The organism is Pseudomonas sp. JS3066 (assembly GCF_036328175.1).
In the GTDB taxonomy this organism is placed as follows: domain Bacteria; phylum Pseudomonadota; class Gammaproteobacteria; order Pseudomonadales; family Pseudomonadaceae; genus Metapseudomonas.
Genome location: NZ_CP143312.1, coordinates 2,542,023 through 2,561,762 on the forward strand (window position 1 = coordinate 2,542,023; position 19,740 = coordinate 2,561,762).

General features: G+C 61.6%; 14 protein-coding genes and 1 pseudogene. 9 read left to right on the forward strand and 6 right to left on the reverse strand.

What is annotated here, in order from left to right; translation table 11 throughout:
* Positions 1-77: 77 nt before the first annotated feature.
* Together SA496_RS11890 and SA496_RS11895 are read right to left on the reverse strand one after the other, a co-directional pair.
* Positions 78-908: an alpha/beta fold hydrolase gene (locus SA496_RS11890; RefSeq protein ID WP_120651046.1), complete on the reverse strand. Its 831-nt coding sequence runs from the start codon at positions 906-908 to the stop codon at positions 78-80.
* Positions 909-1,202: 294 nt separating this feature from the next.
* The gene (locus SA496_RS11895; protein WP_377671524.1) at positions 1,203-2,105 is read right to left on the reverse strand and encodes an acetoacetate decarboxylase (ADC); all 903 of its coding nucleotides are present in this window, start codon (positions 2,103-2,105) and stop codon (positions 1,203-1,205) included.
* 584 nt (positions 2,106-2,689) lie between these two features.
* On the opposite strand from SA496_RS11895, the gene dapF reads away from it, so the two are divergent.
* Positions 2,690-3,487, forward strand: coding sequence for a diaminopimelate epimerase (gene dapF, locus SA496_RS11900; protein WP_330115468.1), 798 nt, complete (start codon positions 2,690-2,692; stop codon positions 3,485-3,487).
* Between the two features lie 476 nt (positions 3,488-3,963).
* Here dapF and SA496_RS11905 read toward each other — a convergent pair whose 3' ends face one another.
* Complete coding sequence (locus tag SA496_RS11905) at positions 3,964-4,998, reverse strand: sensor domain-containing diguanylate cyclase (RefSeq protein ID WP_120651044.1); 1,035 nt, start codon at positions 4,996-4,998, stop codon at positions 3,964-3,966.
* Between the two features lie 336 nt (positions 4,999-5,334).
* Here SA496_RS11905 and SA496_RS11910 point away from each other — a divergent pair, with 336 nt between their 5' ends.
* The 8 genes and pseudogenes from SA496_RS11910 to SA496_RS11945 all read left to right on the forward strand — a co-directional run.
* Positions 5,335-5,679: a hypothetical protein gene (locus SA496_RS11910; RefSeq protein WP_330115633.1), complete on the forward strand. Its 345-nt coding sequence runs from the start codon at positions 5,335-5,337 to the stop codon at positions 5,677-5,679.
* 89 nt (positions 5,680-5,768) lie between these two features.
* A complete protein-coding gene (locus tag SA496_RS11915) occupies positions 5,769-7,025 on the forward strand; it encodes a TolC family protein (RefSeq protein WP_330115469.1) in 1,257 nt (418 codons plus the stop codon).
* Entirely contained in the window at positions 7,022-8,509 is a 1,488-nt protein-coding gene (locus SA496_RS11920; RefSeq protein ID WP_280358818.1) for an efflux RND transporter periplasmic adaptor subunit, read from the forward strand. Before SA496_RS11915 ends, SA496_RS11920 begins: the two co-directional genes overlap by 4 nt.
* The gene (locus tag SA496_RS11925) at positions 8,506-11,667 is read left to right on the forward strand and encodes an efflux RND transporter permease subunit (protein WP_330115470.1); all 3,162 of its coding nucleotides are present in this window, start codon (positions 8,506-8,508) and stop codon (positions 11,665-11,667) included. The genes SA496_RS11920 and SA496_RS11925 overlap by 4 nt, the downstream gene beginning before the upstream one ends.
* Positions 11,664-11,975, forward strand: a complete 312-nt coding sequence (locus tag SA496_RS11930) for a copper-binding protein (protein ID WP_330115471.1) — start codon at positions 11,664-11,666, stop codon at positions 11,973-11,975. Before SA496_RS11925 ends, SA496_RS11930 begins: the two co-directional genes overlap by 4 nt.
* A 170-nt stretch (positions 11,976-12,145) precedes the next feature.
* Complete coding sequence (locus SA496_RS11935) at positions 12,146-12,502, forward strand: metalloregulator ArsR/SmtB family transcription factor (protein ID WP_120651039.1); 357 nt, start codon at positions 12,146-12,148, stop codon at positions 12,500-12,502.
* Positions 12,503-12,525: 23 nt separating this feature from the next.
* Entirely contained in the window at positions 12,526-13,809 is a 1,284-nt protein-coding gene (locus SA496_RS11940; RefSeq protein ID WP_120651038.1) for an arsenic transporter, read from the forward strand.
* Between the two features lie 28 nt (positions 13,810-13,837).
* Positions 13,838-14,191: pseudogene (locus tag SA496_RS11945) on the forward strand (arsenate reductase ArsC); the annotation flags it as partial.
* Between the two features lie 217 nt (positions 14,192-14,408).
* On the opposite strand, the gene SA496_RS11950 reads toward SA496_RS11945, so the two are convergent.
* The 3 genes from SA496_RS11950 to SA496_RS11960 form a co-directional block, all read right to left on the reverse strand.
* A complete protein-coding gene (locus SA496_RS11950) occupies positions 14,409-16,949 on the reverse strand; it encodes a fused MFS/spermidine synthase (RefSeq protein ID WP_330115472.1) in 2,541 nt (846 codons plus the stop codon).
* A gap of 81 nt (positions 16,950-17,030) precedes the next feature.
* A complete protein-coding gene (locus SA496_RS11955; protein WP_120651036.1) occupies positions 17,031-18,599 on the reverse strand; it encodes an arylsulfatase in 1,569 nt (522 codons plus the stop codon).
* Positions 18,600-18,708: 109 nt separating this feature from the next.
* A complete protein-coding gene (locus SA496_RS11960) occupies positions 18,709-19,710 on the reverse strand; it encodes an HAD family hydrolase (protein ID WP_330115473.1) in 1,002 nt (333 codons plus the stop codon).
* Between the last annotated feature and the right edge of the window lie 30 nt (positions 19,711-19,740).

Genomic DNA, 19,740 nt, shown 5'->3' on the forward strand with positions numbered 1-19,740 from the left:
TGTCAGGGGCAGGCTGGCCACTTGAGCGACAGGTAGAGGGAGGAGCCAGGAAGCGAACTCCCTGGCTCCCGCAAAACTCAGCTTCGAACGAAGGCAAGCAGGTCGGCGTTGATCGTATCGGCGTTGATGGTAGGCATGCCGTGCGAGAACCCCGGGTAGATCTTCAGCGTGCTGTTCTTGAGCAGCTTCGCCGACAGCACGCCAGCGTTCTCATAGGGAACGATCTGGTCGTCGTCGCCATGCATCACCAGGACCGGAATCGTGATGCTTTTGAGGTCTTCGCTGAAATCGGTCTGGGAGAAGGCGACGATGCCGTCGTAGTGAGCCTTGGCACTGCCCATCATCCCCTGCCGCCACCAGTTCCGGATGATGCCCTCCGACGGCTTCGCACCTGGGCGGTTATAGCCGTAGAAAGGTCCCGCCGGAATATCCTGGAAAAACTGCGCACGGTTGGCGGCCAACTGGGCTTGCAGATCGTCGAAGACATCCTTGGCGAGACCGCCAGGATTGCTCGCGGTCTTCACCATCAACGGCGGTACCGCGCTGATGAGGACCGCCTTGGAAACAGGGTCTTCACGATGCCGCGCGATGTAGCGGACGACCTCGCCGCCGCCCGTGGAGTGGCCGGCATGGACGGCTCCCTGGACTCCGAGGTGGTTTACCACCGCAGCCGTGTCATCGGCGTAATGATCCATGTCGTGACCATCCCAGACCTGGCTGGATCGTCCATGGCCACGGCGATCATGGGCGACTACGCGAAAACCCTGAGCCAGGAAGAAAAGCATCTGCGCATCCCAGTCGTCCGAACTGAGCGGCCAGCCGTGATGGAAGTAGATCACCTGGGCGTCCCGCGGCCCCCAGTCTTTATAGAAGATTTCAACTCCATCTTTCGTTGTGACGTATCCCATGTTCGCTTCTCCTGTGTGATATGGAGGTCTGCAATTGGAGATGTTCGCCAATCGATAACGTTCATGACGTGGGTACTACACCTTTCTCGATGGGCGATACCTGGACGCGGCTGGCTTTGCAATTGAGTCGGTTTGCCGCTATTGCACTCTAGGATTAAAGGGAACTTTAAGGTCTTGCTTTCTGCCGAGGTGCAGCACGAGAAGTAGCGAACTGGCTTGCTCCGGGTAGCCTCATCGACCTACCCGGAGAATCCAGACGCTGCATACGGGTGCATTTAGCTTTCCCGAAAACGCCTACTCCTTGTCCAGGATCGATTTCAGGGGTTGGGGGGCATAGAGCGCGCTTTGGAAATGGGGCACGTACTCATACTTCATCATTTTCCCCAGCTTCAGGGATTTCATGAACGTAGAAAGGCTGCCTTCATTCAGCGTGAGGTTGACCGACTCTTCATTCGTGCTGGAGGCGTGGCTCAGTTGGCGCGAGACAGCATAGCCGTATGTCAGCTCGCCAGTTCTATCGGTGTTCGTGAAGCTACTGGTCACCAGTTCGACTTCATCCGAAGGCGCGCTCAGCTTTTCTCCTTCAAAGACAACGTCGACCTTTCCGGTTTCGCTATCAAGGATCTCGAAGGTCACGGACTTGCCATCTTCCCGGCGATTGATACCGGTCAACCACTTCGGCAGGTTGTACCCGACCACGCCCCTTACCCTCGCAAGTTCGGTATTGACCGGAAGCTTCAGGACGTACCCCCAGAAATCCTTCGACATCGACTGCCCCATCAGGGAAATAGGCCCCAGATTCGACGTTCCAGGCTTGCTAGTAACGATGGACAGGGCAATCTCGTTGTAGCTGTCGTTATCGCAGTAGTCGTACGAGTAAGCGGTAAAGGCGACCAGGCCCCTGCCCGGCCAGACCTGAAGAGGTTGGACGTTCGCCAGGACTTCAGCGGGCATCAACTCTCTCAGCGTGTCCAGATCCGCCGTGAAGACCGCGGTAATCCTGTTGTTCTTGTAATAGAAGTTTGGTGAGTAGGATTCGAATCCCATGTCGACCTTCGTTTTCTTGAGTCCCCTGAACCAACTCAGGTCAACATCTGGGGCTTCGGACTCTATGGTGGAAAGCGGAGGATTGGAGCGGAAGCGGTCGTACAGGCCACCTGCGACCACGGGAACTTCATGACCGCCAATGGTCATCATCACGCTTTCCGCCTCCTTCGTTTCGACTGGGCTATCCGCCCATGCGAAAGCCGATACGGCATTCATGAGTACTCCCGTCATTACCGCGAAACTGCCTCTCTTCATTTGCTAATGCCTCCGCCAAGTGCGTGAATTCTGATGTCTTGTGTCAAATGAAATCCGTCTTTATGGCCGGAGCTCGGAACTAGACCGCCATGCTTCTCGAGCCAGTCCAGGGCCAATATCCATCTCCTGGGTCGTGCCCTGTGGAGCCCGCCAACAGAACCCTAACGTTTAACTCAACTTTAAGGTCAAGCACTTACACGCAAACCTGCGAATCCCCTGCCCTGCTGGCTTGAGCCTGTCGGCTAGACGCGGAGGAAACCTCATGCAAAGGAGTGGCAAAGCTGCGCGAGGCAAGTCATCGCGCTTGGGGACTGCTGGCGGGACACTGAGCGGAGAAGTCTTGATATCGGTGTTGCGAAGAAGGTTTCTGGCGCGTCAGTCCTCGCCAATTCCAAGCGGTCTTCCTGACCGAGCAACTTGTTCGCACCCGCTGCCTTGCCTAACCTCGCTGCACTTAGCGAATGGAAGTCTCAGTCATCATGGATTTCATCAAGTACCACGCCGCCAGCAACGATTACCTGGTTTATTCAGGCGAGTCGCCTTTCGGTCTTTCGCCGGAGGAAATCTCAAGGATTTGCGATCGACACAGAGGGCTTGGGGCCGACGGAATTCTTGTTCCTGTCCTCGCACAGGGCGAAATACCCAAGGTGATCATCTACAACACCGACGGCTCAGAGGCTGAGAAAAGCGGCAACGGGCTGCGGATCTTCTGCCGCTATCTCTGGGATCATGGCTACGTATCAGCAGGCGAGTTCCAGGTGCACACTGCCGGTGGCGTGGTGTCCTGCGAGGTCCTTTGCGGAGGCCGGAGCGTCGCCATTCGCATGGGGCGAGCGCAGTTTCCAGACACGGGTGATATGGACGTGAGGATCGATGGACGCGAGCTTCGGCTGCATCCGGTCTCCATGGGTAATCCGCATTGCGTGATCTTCGTTGATCAACCCGATGAACAAACTGCACGGTCGCTGGGGCCGATCATCGAACATCTCGCCCCCTTCCCCAATCGCACCAACGTGCAGTTCGTGAAAGTGATCGACCGCCACAACCTTGAAGTCCGCATCTGGGAGCGGGGCGTTGGCTATACCCTCTCCTCGGGCACCAGCAGCTGCGCGGCGGCGGCGGTCTGTCGGCGATTGGGGCTGGTAGAGTCACAGGTGGACGTTCAAATGCCGGGGGGACTGATCCAGATCGTCCTGGATGAGAACTTCGAAGTCCTGATGCGAGGGCCGGTGTGCCGCGTAGGTCGATACTGCCTGGACAGGGAATGTTTGACCTGATCCTTGCAACTTGGCAGGGCCGCTGATCGAACTGTGCTGAAAAGTTCCCGATCTGTCGTTTCACACGCATCGACCTCGGTTGCCTGCCCTTCGTTCTCCCCCGCTTCGGCGCGCGCCAGTCAATGCGGCGATGAAGCTCCCATCGGCGCACAGGCTGTGAAATGCGCCGAACCAAGCGAGGAACTGGGGGCTCGAACAATCAGCAGGTGCTCGGGATGAGCCTAGGTCGGGATTGGGAATCGGCTGGCACGCGCAAGGACCGAAGTGGCAGTCTGCGAGACGGCCTCCACAACGAGCACGAGCGGAGAATGCATCGATGTACGAAAGGGTTGCCCGCAGCGGCATTCGAATGGTTCAAGGTTGGACTGGAACTGGCCCATCCAAGACATCAGGGCGTCCATCGGATCGCACCGATCAACCCATGACGTTGTCCAGTTGAGTCCGCGGCGAGCACACTAAGTGGCAAGCGTCTTGCCCTATGGCTGCTTATCCTTTCGCTGTTGCTTCACCTTGTACATTTCGCGGTCTGACAGCTTGATAGCTTCCTCTGCAGTCATGCTGTCCGGCATCACTGCCACAACCCCAACACTCGCACCCGCATAGCGGATGTCGTCGAGGCCATGGCCCAACGCATATTGCCCGACTGTCGCTTTGGTCAGGCGGTCCTGCAGCAGCGCGGCAGCATGTTGCATGTCCATTGCCAAGTCCACATGTTCGGACGGCGTACCCAGGGCGATCACAATGAATTCATCCCCTCCAGTACGTCCGATGATGTCGCTGGCGCGAAGGCCATTCTGCAACTGGACGGCTATGCCGCGCAGAAACTGATCTCCTGCCAGGTGGCCATAGGTATCGTTGATGAGCTTGAACCCATCCAGATCGATGACCCCAACCAGCACGTATTTGCTCTCACGCTGGGCCAGGGCGAACAGGCGCGCAGCATCACTCAGGATGGCACGCCGGTTGGACAGGCCGGTCAGGGAATCGGTAAGGGCCAGCCTTGCCAACTCGGCGTTGGCGATCTGGAGTCGCTCCACCAACTGTTCACGTTCAAGGGAATAGCTCAGCAACCCTGATAGCAGCATCAGCAAAGGCTCAACGTCCGGAGAGCGCGCCACCTTATCCGAGCTGGCTGCACAGAATGTACCCAGCACTCGCCCGTCCTGGGACCTGATTGGAGCGCTCACGTAGGTCCTGATGCCCAGGGCCGCGGCGGCCTCCGAATCCCCCCAGCATTCGGCGACGTTGTCCGAGTACAAGCGGTTCTCGTCCAGCGCACGCTTGCAGAGAGTATCTGTCCAGGGCACGACCAGCCCTTCAGGAATCACCATGTCACCGACGTTACGTGCGAACTCGACACGCTGGACACCCACATCGGTATCGATAGTGGTCAGGTAGGTCGACTCCATTCCGGTTACCTGGCTGAGCAGGGTCAGCAAGGGCCGTGTGAGCTGTTCCAGGGTTCGGGCTTTGGGAACGGTTTCGGAAAGAAGAGAAAGTATCTGATCCATCTGGGTGCTTCGGTAGCGAAGGAAAGAACCGATTGTCGGCCAATCGGCGGCTCACTGAACAGGTGTGGTCTTCACCAAAACCCGCAACGATGGGTCAAAGCCAAATGCCAACGGAACTAGCAAGTACTCAAGTCGTGCGACGGCACTGTAGCCAGCAATCGCCCCCGGGCCGAATTGCCCCGAAAGTGCAATTGCATGATGGAACCGAGCAGGGCCATTGCAACGGACCTGTTCGGCGAGGGTTGGGTGGATTCAAATGGAGCGATTAACTGGCAACTGCGAAATCCGGAGTCCCGAAATTGCCAGGCCGCTCGGCCGGCGACTAAACTCCGCTGGATGAAACGCCACCTCCGGTTCCTTCTCATCTTTCTGATCAGCCTTGCGCTTCCGTTGAACGGGATGGCGGGCATCGAGGCGCCGACCGACCCCTGCCCCATGCAGGCGGCCGGTATGAGCCAGATGACGAACATGGATATGGATTGCTGCCAAGACCACGGCAAGATGGCCGAGCATGGCAAGAAAGCCTGCAAGACGGGGCAGGAATGCAAGACCGGCAGCATGCTCCAGGTTTCAATCCTCAAGCCACCGGTCTCCCTGGCCGGCCCCGCAGTCCCTGCCCCCTACCCTGAAGCTGCTCCCGACCGCACCCCTGCCGACCTCTGGCGACCTCCCTGCGCCTGATTCCCCTCCCTGACTGAACTCCCACCTGCGTCGCTTGCGACTGCGGGAGGGCATGCGCTTACGCGCTGAATATTCAGAGGAGTCGTCAAATGACTGCCTTGAATCCTTGCTTCGGGCTGCCTGTTGTGGCTGCCCTGGCAATGATGCTCTTCACCTTGCCGAGCCGGGGGGCTTCGCTGTCGCTGGACGACGCGTTGCGGTTGGCCGAGCGCAATGCACCGTCCTTGTCCGCTCAGGCGGCCAAGCTGGATGCGGCGAAGAATGCCGCGATACCTGCCGGTGAGCTACCTGATCCGAAGCTCGTTCTGGGCGTGCAGAACGTCCCCGTCGAGGGTGAAGACCGTTGGAGCCTGGATCGCGATTTCATGACCATGCAGATGGTCGGCGTGATGCAGGAAATGCCCAATCGCGACAAGCGCAAGGCGCGAGTCGAAACGGCCCAAGCTTCGGTGGATCGGGCTGCTGCCGAGGCGGAAGCCGAACGCGTGAAAGTCCGCAGGGAAACTGCCCTGGCCTGGATCGCGACCTACACCGAGCAGCGAAAGCTCGCCCGATTCGAGGACTTCTTCCGGGAGAATCGCCTGCTGGCGGAAACCGTTCGGGCCCGCCTGGCCGGAGGTCGAGGCCAGCCGCTTGATGCAGTTGAACCCCGACAGGAAGCAGCCCAGTTGGCAGAGCAGCAGGACGACCTGACACTCCAGGCGGCCCAGGCGCGTGCGGCACTCAAGCGCTGGGTTGGCCACGAGGCCGCCCTACCCCTTGCCGGCGACTTTCCACACTGGCCCATCGACGCCCCCAGCTATCTGCGCGCCCTCCATCGACACCCCGAACTGGCGGCCTACGAGCCGATGGCACGAGAAGCCGAAGCCCAGGTGCGGGAGGCCGAAGCGGAGAAAAAATCGGACTGGAGCTGGGAGGTGGACTACCAGCGCCGTGGGCGCGAGTTCGGCGACATGATGACGGTGCAATTCACCTTCGACCTGCCACTGTTTCCCGGCACTCGCCAAGACCCAAAGATTGCCGCGCAACGCGCCCGGATGGATCAGCTGGAGGCAGAGCGCGAAGCCCTGGTGCGTGAGCACGCCCAACAACTGGAGACGGATCTGGCGGATTACCAGCGCCTGGAACGTGCAGTGACGCGCAGTCAGTCGACGCTGGTGCCCCTGGCCATCGACAAGGTAACGCTCGCCCTGGCCGGTTACCGCGCCGGGAACACCGAGTTGGCCAGTGTCATCGCGGCACGCCGTGAGCTTGTCCAGGCCAGGCTCAAGGAGCTTGATCTGCAAGGTTTGAAAGCATTGGCCGCTGCCCGCCTGCACTTCACCTACGGGGAGGGTCGGCCATGAGTCGTGCATCCTGGAAGTTGCCGGCGATGATGAGCCTGGCCCTGCTCGCAGGCGCGGCAGGTGGCTACTGGTATGCGGTCCAAGGGCGTATGCAGGAGGCATCCACGGTCACCGAAGGCAATCGCGGCACTCCCGAAGCCGACCGCCAACCGCTCTACTGGTACGACCCCATGTTCCCGCAGCAGAAGTTCGACAGCCCCGGCAAGTCGCCCTTCATGGAGATGCAGCTGGTTCCCAAGTATGCAGACGAAGCAGGCGATAGTTCGTCCGTACGCATCGAACCGGGCATCCAGCAGAACCTCGGCGTGCGGTTGACCACGGTCACCAAGGGCAAACTTGAGCGAACCCTGCAAGTATCCGGCGTCCTCGCCTTCAATGCGCGAGAGGTGGCACTGGTACAGGCGCGGGCCGGCGGATTTGTCGAACGCACCTACGCCCGCGCGCCTGGTGACCTCATCGAAGCCGGCGCGCCCCTCGCCGACCTGCTGATACCGGAATGGGCGGCCGCCCAGGAAGAGTTTCTGGCATTGCGCCACAGCGGCGACCAGGCCCTTTCAGCTGCGGCCCGCCAGCGTCTGCGACTGATCGGGATGCCCGCGGAACTGATCGCGCAGGTCGAGCGCGGTGGTAAAGCCAGGCCGGTCATGACGCTGACCAGCCCCATCAGCGGTGTGATTCGCGAGCTCGATGTGCGCCCTGGCATGACCCTGGCAGCCGGACAGACCCTTGCCCGGATCAACGGCCTGAAACACGTCTGGCTGGAGGCCGCCATCCCGGAGTCCCAGGCTGGCGTATTGCAGATCGGGCAGGCGGTCGAAGCGCGACTGCCGGCCCTCCCCGAGGAGGTGATCCACGGGGCACTCTCCACCGTGTTGCCCGAAAGCGATGCGCAAAGCCGCACGTTGCGCGTGCGCATCGAACTGGCCAATCCCGATGGCCGCTTGCGGCCAGGCATGACTGCGCAGGTTCGGCTGAACCAGCCAAGCCAGGCCGACCTGTTGCTGCTACCCAGCGAAGCGGTCATCCGCACGGGCAAACGCGCGCTGGTGATGCTCGCGGAAGAAAGCGGCCGCTTCCGGCCGGTTGAAATCCGGTTGGGTCAGGAGAGCGCAGATCAAGTGGCGGTGCTCGACGGATTGGCAGCTGGTCAGCGAGTCGTCGCGTCCGGGCAGTTCCTGATCGATTCCGAAGCCAGCCTGCGAGGTATCGAGGCCAGGTCGCTCGGCAAGCCAGCGATGCCCGTGGACCGCCCTACCCTGCATGAGGCCGAGGGCAGCGTCGTCGAAGTCGGCGCCCAGGAACTGACCGTTTCCCACGGTCCCTTCAAGACCTTGGCAATGCCAGGAATGACCATGACCTTTCCCCTGGCCAAACCCGAACTGGCACAGGGTCTGAAGACGGGTGATCGCATCAGGCTGCATGTGCGCGAAAGCGATTCCGGCTTGCTGATCGAGCAACTGGAGAAACTGGAGGGCTCGCCATGATCGAGAAACTGATTCGCTGGTCGGTCGCCAATCGATTCCTGGTGCTGCTGGCCACCCTGTTTGCCGTTGTCTGGGGAGTCTGGTCGCTGCGCAGCACCCCCATCGACGCCTTGCCCGACCTCTCTGACGTACAGGTCATCATCCGCACGCCCTATCCAGGGCAGGCGCCGCAGATCGTCGAGAACCAGGTCACCTACCCGCTGACCACAACGATGCTATCGGTACCAGGAGCCAAAACGGTCAGGGGCTTCTCCTTCTTCGGTGACAGCTTCGTATACGTGCTGTTCGAGGACGGTACCGACCTTTACTGGGCGCGCTCGCGAGTGCTCGAATACCTGAACCAGGTGCAAGGGCGCTTGCCGGCGGCCGCTAAACCGGCACTGGGCCCAGACGCCACGGGGGTTGGCTGGATTTTCCAGTACGCGCTGGTCGACCGCAGCGGAAACCATGATCTGGCACAACTTCGAGCGCTACAGGACTGGTTTCTCAAGTTCGAGCTGAAAACCCTGCCCAATGTGGCCGAAGTCGCCTCGGTGGGCGGCATGGTGAGGCAGTATCAGGTCCAGGTAGACCCGATCCGCCTTGCCGGCCTGGGTATCACCCAGCGCGAGGTGACGGAAGCCATCGGCAAGGCCAACCAGGAAACCGGTGGCGCCGTGCTGGAACTGGGCGAAGCCGAGTTCATGGTCAGGGCTTCGGGCTACCTGAAGACCCTCGCCGACTTCCGTGCCGTACCCCTGAAGCTGACGCCCGAGGGTACCCCCGTCACCCTCGGCGATGTGGCGACGATCCAGCTCGGGCCGGAGATGCGCCGGGGCATCGCCGAGCTCGATGGCGAGGGGGAAACTGTCGGCGGCGTAGTGATCCTGCGCAGCGGGAAGAACGCGCGTGACACCATCGCCGCCGTGAAGGCCAAGCTCGACGAGTTGGAAAAGAGCCTTCCCGACGGAGTCGAAGTGGTCATCACCTACGACCGCAGCCAGCTGATCGAACGGGCGGTACGCAATCTCAGCCAGAAACTGATCGAAGAGTTCATCGTGGTCGCATTGGTCTGCGCCGCGTTCCTCTGGCACCTGCGCTCGTCCATGGTTGCCATCGTCGCGCTACCGGTAGGCGTGCTGATCGCGTTCGCGGTCATGCGTTACCAGGGCATCAACGCCAACATCATGTCGCTGGGCGGAATCGCCATTGCGATAGGCGCCATGGTCGACGCCGCCGTCGTGATGATCGAGAACGCCCACAAGCGCATAGAAGCCTGGAACGCCAGCCATCCCCACGAAACCTTGCGCGCAGACCAGCACTGGCGAGTTATGACCGATGCAGCGGTCGAGGTTGGCCCGGCGTTGTTCTTCAGCCTGATGATCATCACCCTGTCGTTCATTCCAGTGTTCAGCCTGGAGGCGCAGGAGGGTCGCCTCTTCGGCCCACTGGCCTTTACCAAGACCTACGCGATGGCGGCCGCTGCCGGTTTGTCGGTGACGCTGATCCCGGTGCTGATGGGCTACTGGATACGTGGGCAGCTACCAGCCGAGCAGCGCAATCCGCTCAATCGTGGGCTGATTCGGCTGTACCAGCCGGTCCTGGATGCCGTGTTGCGGCATCCCAGAACGACCCTTGCGATCGCTTTGCTGACATTCCTGACGACGCTTTGGCCAGTTTCCCGACTTGGCGGGGAGTTCCTGCCGCCCCTGGACGAGGGTGACCTGCTCTACATGCCTTCGGCGTTGCCCGGCCTTTCCGTGCAGAAAGCCTCGGAGCTGTTGCAGCAGACTGATCGACTGATCAAGACCGTCCCGGAGGTAGAGGGTGTGTCTGGCAAGGCTGGACGCGCCGAGTCGGCCACCGACCCTGCGCCGTTGGAGATGTTCGAGACCACGGTGCGCTTCAAGCCCAAGGATCAGTGGCGTGCGGGAATGACCAGCGAAAAACTGGTGGAAGAGCTTGATCGCGTGGTCAAGGTACCGGGCCTGACCAATATCTGGATTCCACCGATTCGCAATCGAATCGACATGCTGGCGACGGGTATCAAGAGCCCTATCGGGGTTAAGGTCGCCGGGACCAATCTCGCCGAGATCGACCAGGTGACCCAAGCCGTCGAGCGTGCAGCCCGAACGGTGCCGGGCGTAACTTCGGCCCTCGCCGAACGCCTTACAGGCGGTCGCTACATAGACGTGGATATCGATCGACAGGCTGCCGCTCGCTACGGGATGAACATCGCCGACGTGCAAGCGATCGTCGCCGGCGCCATTGGTGGCGAGAACATCGGCGAGACTGTGGAAGGACTGGCGCGCTATCCCATCAACCTGCGCTACCCGCGTGAGTGGCGGGACACGGTCGGTGCACTGGAGCAACTGCCCATCTACACCTCACAGGGTGGTCAGATCACGCTCGGGACAGTAGCGCGGATCCGGATCACCGATGGGCCGCCCATGCTCAAGAGCGAAAACGCTCGTCCCTCGGGCTGGGTGTACATCGACGTTCGCGGGCGAGACCTGGCCTCGGTCGTGGCCGACCTGCGCCAGGCGGTCGAAGGCTCGGTGAGACTGATGCCCGGCATGAGCCTCAGCTACTCCGGACAGTTCGAATTCCTGGAACGGGCCAATGCCCGTCTGAAGCTCGTGGTACCGGCCACGTTGGCGATCATATTCGTTCTGCTCTACCTCACCTTCGGTCGCGTCGATGAGGCCCTGCTGATCATGGCCACGCTCCCGTTCGCGTTGACCGGAGGCGTCTGGTTCCTCTACCTGATGGGCTTCAACCTGTCGGTTGCCACAGGAGTGGGCTTCATCGCCCTGGCCGGCGTGGCTGCCGAGTTCGGCGTAATCATGGTGCTCTACCTGAAGAACGCCTGGATTGACAAACAGGCGGCCGGACATTCCACGAATGAAGCGCTGCGCGGAGCCATTCGGGAAGGCGCAGTACAACGCGTGCGCCCCAAGGCGATGACCGTCGCCGTCATCATCGCCGGCCTGCTGCCAATCCTCTGGAGCGGCGGAACCGGCAGCGAAGTGATGAGCCGCATCGCTGTGCCCATGGTCGGCGGCATGATCACCGCCCCGCTGCTATCCCTGTTCGTCATCCCGGCAGCGTATTGGCTGATGCGCCGTCGCCCACAACCCCACCCCACTTCGCAAACCACCCTTGGAGAAGCTTCATGAGAACTGCACTCGGCGCTGCAGCGGCGCTCGTCCTTGCTTCGGCCCTACCCGCTCTCGCAGACGATATGCCCGGTATGAACATGGACAGCATGCCAACCGAGCCCTCCCGGGCGCAGGCACAAACTGCCGAGGCCAATGGCACGGTCAAGCCAGTCGATGTAGCCAAGGGCACAATCACGATTTCCCATGGGGCCGTGCCAACCCTGAAATGGCCGCCGATGACGATGGCATTCGCTGCCAGCCAGGAGCAACTCAAACGTGTTGAAGCGGGCGAGAACGTCACCTTCGCGTTCAAGGTGAAGGCGTGAATGCCTCCATCCTGAGCATCACCGGGGCGGAGTAACGGCCCGGACATACGAGGGGCCGGTTCTCAGCGTGAACGCATCGCTGTGAGACGGCGCCTCCAACCCGGGCAAGGGCTTGATCTTTATATATGGCGCTCCGTATATTCGAATTTTCGTATATTCAGTCCCCAACGATGTTCAGCGCCCTGACCCCATCCGATCTCTTCAAATGCCTATCCGATGAAACCCGTGCCCGCGCGGCGCTCCTGATTGCTCAGGAGGGGGAGCTGTGCGTGTGCGAGTTGGTCTGCGCATTGGGCGATGGCCAACCGAAGATTTCCCGTCACCTCGCCCAACTGCGCGGATGTGGCCTGCTGCTGGATCGCCGCCAAGGGCAATGGGTGTACTACAAGCTCAATCCAGACCTCCCGGAATGGGCACATGGCGTGCTGCAAACCACGCTGGAAGCCAACGCTGTATGGCTTCGGCAGGACAGTTTCCGCCTTCAGCAAATGGGCGACCGCCCAGTTCGCAGCGCAGCCTGCTGCTGACATAGGGTTTCCGAGGAGTTTCCGTGATTTCTGCGTTTGTCATCTTTGCCATCACCATCACACTGGTGATCTGGCAGCCCAAGGGGCTGGGCGTCGGTTGGAGCGCATCATTCGGCGCGCTTCTCGCCCTGGTCACCGGAGTGGTATCCGTCGGCGATATACCGACCGTGTGGGACATCGTCTGGAATGCCACTGCAACCTTCATTGCCGTCATCATCATCAGCCTGCTGCTGGATGAGGCCGGTTTCTTCCAATGGTCGGCCCTGCATGTTGCGCGCTGGGCAAAAGGCAGTGGTCGGCGTCTGTTCGCCTTCACCGTGCTGCTGGGGGCCGCCGTCTCGGCGCTGTTCGCCAACGACGGTGCGGCGCTCATTCTCACGCCAATCGTGATTTCAATGCTGATGGCGCTGCGCTTTTCAGCGGCCTCTACCCTGGCATTCGTCATGGCAGCGGGCTTCATTGCCGACACCGCCAGCCTGCCGCTGGTGGTGTCGAACCTGGTGAACATTGTGTCCGCCGACTACTTCGATCTGGGATTCAGCGAGTACGCCGCGGTGATGGTTCCGGTCAACCTGGTCAGCGTCGCCGCCACACTGTGTGCGCTGCTGCTGTTCTTCCGTCGCGACATTCCGTCTACCTATGACCTGGCGCAACTTAAAGACCCGCAACTGGCCATCCGTGATCGTGCGACGTTCCGGGTAGGCTGGTGCGTTCTGGCGGCCTTGCTGCTCGGTCTGTTCGCGCTGGAGCCCCTGGGCATTCCGATCAGTATCGTGGCGGCCGCGTGCGCGACCGTGTTGTTCGCCGTGGCCGCGCGCGGCCATGTGATCGCCACCCGACGCGTACTGCGTGAAGCCCCGTGGCAGGTCGTGATCTTCTCCCTGGGCATGTACCTGGTGGTCTATGGCCTGAAGAACGCAGGCCTGACGAACTACCTGACAGCCGCGCTCGACGCCCTCGCCGGGTATGGCGTTTGGGGCGCGGCTCTGGGTACCGGCTTGCTGACGGCACTACTGTCGTCGGTGATGAACAACATGCCTACCGTGCTGGTCGGCGCCTTGTCGATTCAGGCGACCGACGCCTCGGACGTTGTTCGGGATGCCATGGTTTACGCCAATGTCATCGGCTGCGACCTCGGTCCCAAGATCACCCCGATCGGCAGCCTCGCCACCCTGCTCTGGCTGCATGTGCTGGAACGCAAGGGCATCCGCATCACCTGGGGTTACTACTTCAGGGTCGGCATTCTGCTGACCCTGCCGGTGCTCTTGATCACGCTTTCGGCGCTGGCACTGCGCCTTAGCCTTTGACGTCCGTCCGGAGGCGGCAGAGGTAAAGATGCGCGTCCTGTTCATGTGCACAGCCAACAGCGGCCGCAGCATTCTTTCCGAAGCCATGCTCAACCACCTGGCTCCAGAAGGATTCGAACCCGTGAGCGCCGGAAGCTTTCCCAGAGGCGCGGTCTTGCCCCGCAGTCTCACCACGCTGCAACAGGCCGGAATCGCCATCGATGGTTTGCGCAGCAAGGGCAACGACACCTTCGAGGACAACCCGCCCGATATCGTCATCACCGTCTGCGACAAGGCTGCGGGTGAAGCTTGCCCTGTGTACTTCGACCCGGTGCTGAAAGCCCACTGGAGGCTGGCAGACCCCTTACAAGTCAGCGGAGAGGAAAGCGAGGTGGATACGGCTGTCGGGCCCCCCTCACCCCAACCCTCTCCCGGAGGGAGAGGGTGCAGTCGCAGCCAACGTTCGACCTCAGCGCTTTTCCTGCAGGGGCGAATTCATTCGCCAAGCAGGACACGGTCCTGCCGTAGGTTGGTCCGAGGAACGAGACCCAACATTGCAGCGCCTGGGCAACGCAGGTTGGTGGATGGGAAAGGCGGTATCCCTTGAAACCGTCGCGAACCTACAGCCCGTTACCGATGAACCAGCGGTAATAGGGGTTGTTGCCATCGCTGCGGGCCAGCTCGCGGGTTTCACGGGCCCATGCCTGGCGGTTGCCGTTGTAGGCGTGCAGCGTCAGGGCGTAGAAGCGGGCCAGGGAGCGCCACTGGTCGTCCACCGCGCCCCGGAAACCGGCGTCGGCATTCACCAGTGGCGGCGTTGTGCGCAGGGCCAGCAGCTCCGGCAGTACACGCGTGATCTCCTTGCTGCGTACCCAGGATGCGTATTCGATTCGTGGACGATCATCGGTGACCGCAAGCGCATCACCGGCATAACGTTCCAGACCGTCACGGTCAGTTACCCAGGTGGCCAACAGGGCCGCTGCCGAATCCACGCCAACCGCTCCCAGTGCCGCGGCGACTTCGGGTTGCTCGAAGCGTTGGCGGATTCGCGCAACATCCAGCTCCTGAGGCTCCAGCGAGCCGATCAGCAGCATCTCGTGGAACTCGGTGGTCCACAGCGACGCATGGGGGAAGACATCGAGGAAGCTGCGTACCAGGGAGCGGCTGTCCTCGTCGTTCTGGGTCGGCAGCGGCAGCCATTGTGCGACAAGGCCGCCGACCTGGAGTCGCGAAGCCGCCAGTTGGTAGAAGTCGCGCGAATAGAGGTTGACCACCCCGGCTGCCGAGGGTGGCGGCGGTTCCAGGGTGACCAGGTCGTAGCGCTCGGCACTGCGCAGCAGTTCGCGGCGGCCATCGCGCAGGCGGATATCCAGACGTGGGTCGTTCACGGCGTCGAAATTGCCTTTGAACAGTGGCGCGGCCGCCAGCACCTCGGGCAGTAGCTCCGCTACTACCGGTCGTTGCAGGCCGGGGTAACGCAGCATGGCGCCTGCGGTGATGCCAGTGCCGAAACCGATGACCAACGCCGACTGCGGTTCCTGACGGTGGATCAGCAGTGGAAGCAGCGCTTGCAGACGCATGTAGCGCAAGGACGGCATGGCGTCGCCGGTATTGGACACACCCTGGATGTAGAGGCGGCTGAACTCGCGCCCCTGGCGTCCCTGGGTGACGACGGCGACGGTGCCACCCCTGCCCTCCTCGTAGAACGTGATCTGCCCGTTGCGTGCACCGGGCAGTAGCTCCGCCAGCCGCTGAGGCGGCGTTAACACGGCGATAGCCAGTGTCGTGACGGCCAAGGCCAGGATCGTCCCACGCATGCTTGGACCGACTTCTGCCCCGCGCCAGGCGGCAATGCAACCCACCAGCGCGGCCAGCACGGCGAGCACTGCCAAGGTACGCACCAGGCCCACGCCGGGTACCAGCAGGAAGCCAGTGAGCATGACGCCGATGATGCCGCCCAGTGTATTGAGAGCGACTACCACACCCACGTCGCGACCGACGTGCCCGCTGTCCACTGCCAGCCGCAGGGCCAAGGGGAAAGCGGCACCCAGCAAGGTGGTGGGCAGGAAGACCATGCTCAACGCCGCCGTGGCAAAGCGCGCGCACATGCCGGCCAGTTCATTGCCGGTGACCTGAAGCACGAGCATTTCCATCTGGGTCTGGGCGATTACCAACCAGCGACCTAAACCGGCGACCTGCAGCAAGGCGATCAAGCCGGCAGCGGCGATCAGCAGGCCAAACAGCCCCCACGGATCGCGAATCCGGTCGGCGCGTCGGGCATACAGGGCGCTACCCAACACGAGACCGGTTAGGTAGGTAGCAAGCACCATTGCGAAGGCGAAGGTGCGTGTGCTCATGAACTGAACGATGGACTGGCTCCAGACCACTTCGTAGCCGAGCGCCACGCCACCAGCCACACAATACAGAGCGATAGCGAGGCGCGCCGCTGGTGAGCGCGGCATCCGCGCGGATACGGGCGGCTGCGCCGGGAGATCGTCACTGCGCCGGAAAAGCCAGGCACCGGCAGCCGCCGCCAGGTTGAGGCAAGCTGCCGCGAACGCGCTGCCGGTAACTCCCAGTTGCGGCAACAGGACGAAGGCTGCCAGCAAGGTTCCGGCAATCGCGCCAGCTGTGTTGGCCGCGTAAAGCCGCCCACCGGCTTCGCCCATTTGACCGTCCGCAGGCGTCAGGGAGCGGACCAGCACTGGAAGCGTGCCGCCCATGAGAAAGGCTGGCAGCCCGACCAGCAGGAAGGGTAACAACCAGGCCAGCAGGCCGATCCGGTCTTCCAATCGCGCGAACAGCCCGGCCGAGTTGGCCAGGGCCAGCGTGGCGCCGACCCCAAGCACGGCCACGGCGAGTTCCAGCAACGCGTAGAGCCGCACGGGACGGCGCAGGCGATCGGCCCAGCGACCGAATACCAGCCCTCCGAGGGCGAGTCCGGCGAAGAACGCACTGATACCGGTGGTGACGGCGTAGACCTCCACCCCCACCACCAGGGAAAGCTGCTTGACCCAAAGCACCTGGTAGACCAGGGCAGCTCCACCAGAGATGAACAGCAGCGCTGCGGGAATCAGTATCTGCAAGGGGAGCCGTTTGCGGGCATCTTCACGCGCCGTGGCTCGGGAACGCGCACGGGACGAACTCGCGGCTGAGGACATCGACTGGCCTTATCGGATTGGGCAACCCGCAAAAGGTAGTTGAAAGGAAGGTGCCCGCCAGCGGGCGGGCACCGGGCCCTGCTACTGCTGTTTCATTTTCTCTTCGATTTTCTTGTCCACGTTCTCGCGGATCTGGTCGATGCTGAAGCTCGCCGGCCGCTGGCTCGGCGGGTAATCGACGAAGGTCTGCAGGAATGCCGCAGCCTTTTGCGTCCCCTGGAAGATCAGGTAATCGTTCTTGGTCAGCCAGTCGTAGTACTGGTCGGAGACGATGTCGGCCCGCTCGTAGGGATCCATCCGCAGGTTGAACAGCTTGGGCACCCGCAGGCAGGTAAAGGGCTCGCTCCAGACCTGCAGACCGCCCGGTGCACGCTGTTCGCACCAGACGATCTTCCAGTTCTCGAAGCGCATCGATACGAGTTCACCGTCATCGTTGAAGTAGTAGAACTCGTTTCGTGCGCTCTTGTCGGTTTTCCCGGTCAGGTAATCCAGTTGGTTGTAACCGTCCAGATGCACCTTGAAGGTCTTGCCGCCAAGGTCGGTGCCTTTCAGCAGGCGCTCCTTGATGTCCGCGTCACCCACTGCGGCAAGCAGGGTTGGGAACCAGTCGAGACCGGAGAACATCTGGGTGGAGATGGTGTCGGGTTTGACCTTGCCCGGCCAACGGATGATCGCCGGCACCCGGAACGCGCCTTCCCAGTTCGAGTTTTTCTCGTTGCGGAATGGCGTGGTCGCCGCATCCGGCCAGGACCACTGGTTCGGTCCGTTGTCGGTGGTGTAGACGACGATGGTGTTGTCGGTGATCTTCAAGTCGTCGAGGGTCTTGAGCAGCTTGCCTACGTCGCCATCGTGCTCGAGCATGCCATCGGCGTAATCGTTGCCCGCCATCCCGCTCTGCCCCTTCATCGAATCGCGAATGTGGGTGAAGGCGTGCATGCGGGTGGTGTTCATCCAGACGAAGAAGGGCTTGTTGGCCTTGACCTGCTTGTCGATGAAATTGATGGCCGCCTGGGTGGTTTCGTCATCGATGGTCTCCATCCGCTTTCTGGTCAGCGCACCGGTGTCTTCGACCTTGCCGTCGGCGCTCGACTTGATGACCCCGCGCGGCGAGGCGGCCTTGACGAAGGCCGGGTCGTCCTTCGGCCAGTAGGGACGCTCCGGTTCCTCTTCAGCGTTGAGGTGGTAGAGATTGCCGAAGAACTCATCGAAACCGTGGTTGGTCGGCAGGTATTCGTCACGGTCGCCAAGGTGGTTCTTGCCGAACTGACCGGTGGCATAGCCATGGGCCTTGAGTGCCTGGGCGATGGTGACGTCTCTCGCCTGCAGGCCAACTGGCACCCCCGGCATGCCGACCTTGGAAAGGCCCGTGCGCAACGACGCTTGCCCGGTAATGAAGGTCGAACGACCCGCAGTGCAACTGTTCTCCGCATAGTAGTCGGTGAACATCATGCCTTCCTTGGCGATGCGATCGATGTTGGGCGTTTGGTAGCCCACCACACCCTTGCCATAGGCACTGATGTTGGTTTGTCCGATGTCATCGCCGAAGATCACCAGGATGTTCGGCTTGTCGGCGGCATTCACCGTACAGATACCCAACGCCGCTGTAGCGGCCAGGGCAAATGTCGTTATCCATCTTCCACTGCGCTTCATATGGCCTTTCTCCGTCTCACGTTGCTGTCGTCTCCACGACTACGTACACGAGAGATGCCGACTGCCTGGCTGGAGTCCCTGTGTTCCTGCGGTTCCTCGTTAGGGGTGGTCAGTTGTTCTCGAAGGGATAGACACGGCTCCACTCCCCTGCCATGTCCACCACTGTCCAGTTGCCGGCTTTCGCCGCGTCCAGCGCCTTGTCCAACCGGCCGATCTTGCTTTCGCGGTCATAGGCCCATTCGCGCGTGGCGTCGGTGTGGTGGACCAGACCGGCGAAGCGCTTGCCATTGCCGGCCATGGTCCACTGGAGCATCTGCAGGTCGCCGTCGGAGTTGCCGAAAGCGAAGATCGGCCGCCGGCCGATGATTGTGTCGATGCTGACCGGTTTGCCCGGCCCGTCGTCGTTGTGCGCCAGCTTCGGCAAGCGCTGGATCGACAGCTGGCCGTCCTTGTCCTGGAACTGGGATTCGAAAGTGGTGCCGATCACCTGTTCCGGGGGAATTCCGTAGACCTCTTCAGCAAAGGCACGCATGAACGCCACTTCGCCGCCAGAAACGATATAGGTCCTGAAACCGTTGGCCCGCAGGTAGGCCAGCAGTTCCAGCATCGGCTGGTAGACCATTTCGGTGTAGGGCTTCTTGCTGCGGGGGTGGACCGCCTTCGCCAGCCAACCCTGGCTCTGCTCGATGAATTGCTCGGTGCTCATGCCCGAGTGGGTAGCGCCGATGATTTTCATCAAGCCTTCGGTACCGCTCTCGGCCAATGCTTTCTGGTCACCTTCCAGCACCGCCTTGAAGGGTTGCTGCTCCTTCCATTCCGGGTGCTGCGGGGCAAGGCGCTTCACTTCGTCCAGGGCGAACAGCACTTCGAAGTACATCGGCTGCTCGCTCCAGAGGGTGCCATCGTTGTCGAACACCGCGATACGTTCTGCGGGGGGAACGTAATCCTTGCCGCCCTCTTTCGTCACAGCGCTGACGAAAGCCTCGATGGCCTGGCGCGAGGGGCCGTCCTTCCAGGAAGGCAACGGTTCCTGCGCCCGCACCAGCAGAGGCAGGATCAGGAGGAGCGTGAACAACCAGCGCAGATTGCGCGAAGCGAGCGACTGGCGCATTTGACGTCCTTGCTGAGTAGCGGTTTGCCT

Coding starts and splice junctions, on each gene's coding strand:
- SA496_RS11960 (WP_330115473.1), bottom strand. CDS start 19,710: ATGCGCCAGTCGCTCGCTTCGCGCAATCTGCGCTGGTTGTTCACGCTC.
- SA496_RS11910 (WP_330115633.1), top strand. CDS start 5,335: ATGAAACGCCACCTCCGGTTCCTTCTCATCTTTCTGATCAGCCTTGCG.
- SA496_RS11920 (WP_280358818.1), top strand. CDS start 7,022: ATGAGTCGTGCATCCTGGAAGTTGCCGGCGATGATGAGCCTGGCCCTG.
- SA496_RS11925 (WP_330115470.1), top strand. CDS start 8,506: ATGATCGAGAAACTGATTCGCTGGTCGGTCGCCAATCGATTCCTGGTG.
- dapF (WP_330115468.1), top strand. CDS start 2,690: ATGGATTTCATCAAGTACCACGCCGCCAGCAACGATTACCTGGTTTAT.
- SA496_RS11905 (WP_120651044.1), bottom strand. CDS start 4,998: ATGGATCAGATACTTTCTCTTCTTTCCGAAACCGTTCCCAAAGCCCGA.
- SA496_RS11890 (WP_120651046.1), bottom strand. CDS start 908: ATGGGATACGTCACAACGAAAGATGGAGTTGAAATCTTCTATAAAGAC.
- SA496_RS11950 (WP_330115472.1), bottom strand. CDS start 16,949: ATGTCCTCAGCCGCGAGTTCGTCCCGTGCGCGTTCCCGAGCCACGGCG.
- SA496_RS11935 (WP_120651039.1), top strand. CDS start 12,146: ATGTTCAGCGCCCTGACCCCATCCGATCTCTTCAAATGCCTATCCGAT.
- SA496_RS11955 (WP_120651036.1), bottom strand. CDS start 18,599: ATGAAGCGCAGTGGAAGATGGATAACGACATTTGCCCTGGCCGCTACA.
- SA496_RS11915 (WP_330115469.1), top strand. CDS start 5,769: ATGACTGCCTTGAATCCTTGCTTCGGGCTGCCTGTTGTGGCTGCCCTG.
- SA496_RS11930 (WP_330115471.1), top strand. CDS start 11,664: ATGAGAACTGCACTCGGCGCTGCAGCGGCGCTCGTCCTTGCTTCGGCC.
- SA496_RS11895 (WP_377671524.1), bottom strand. CDS start 2,105: ATGATGACCATTGGCGGTCATGAAGTTCCCGTGGTCGCAGGTGGCCTG.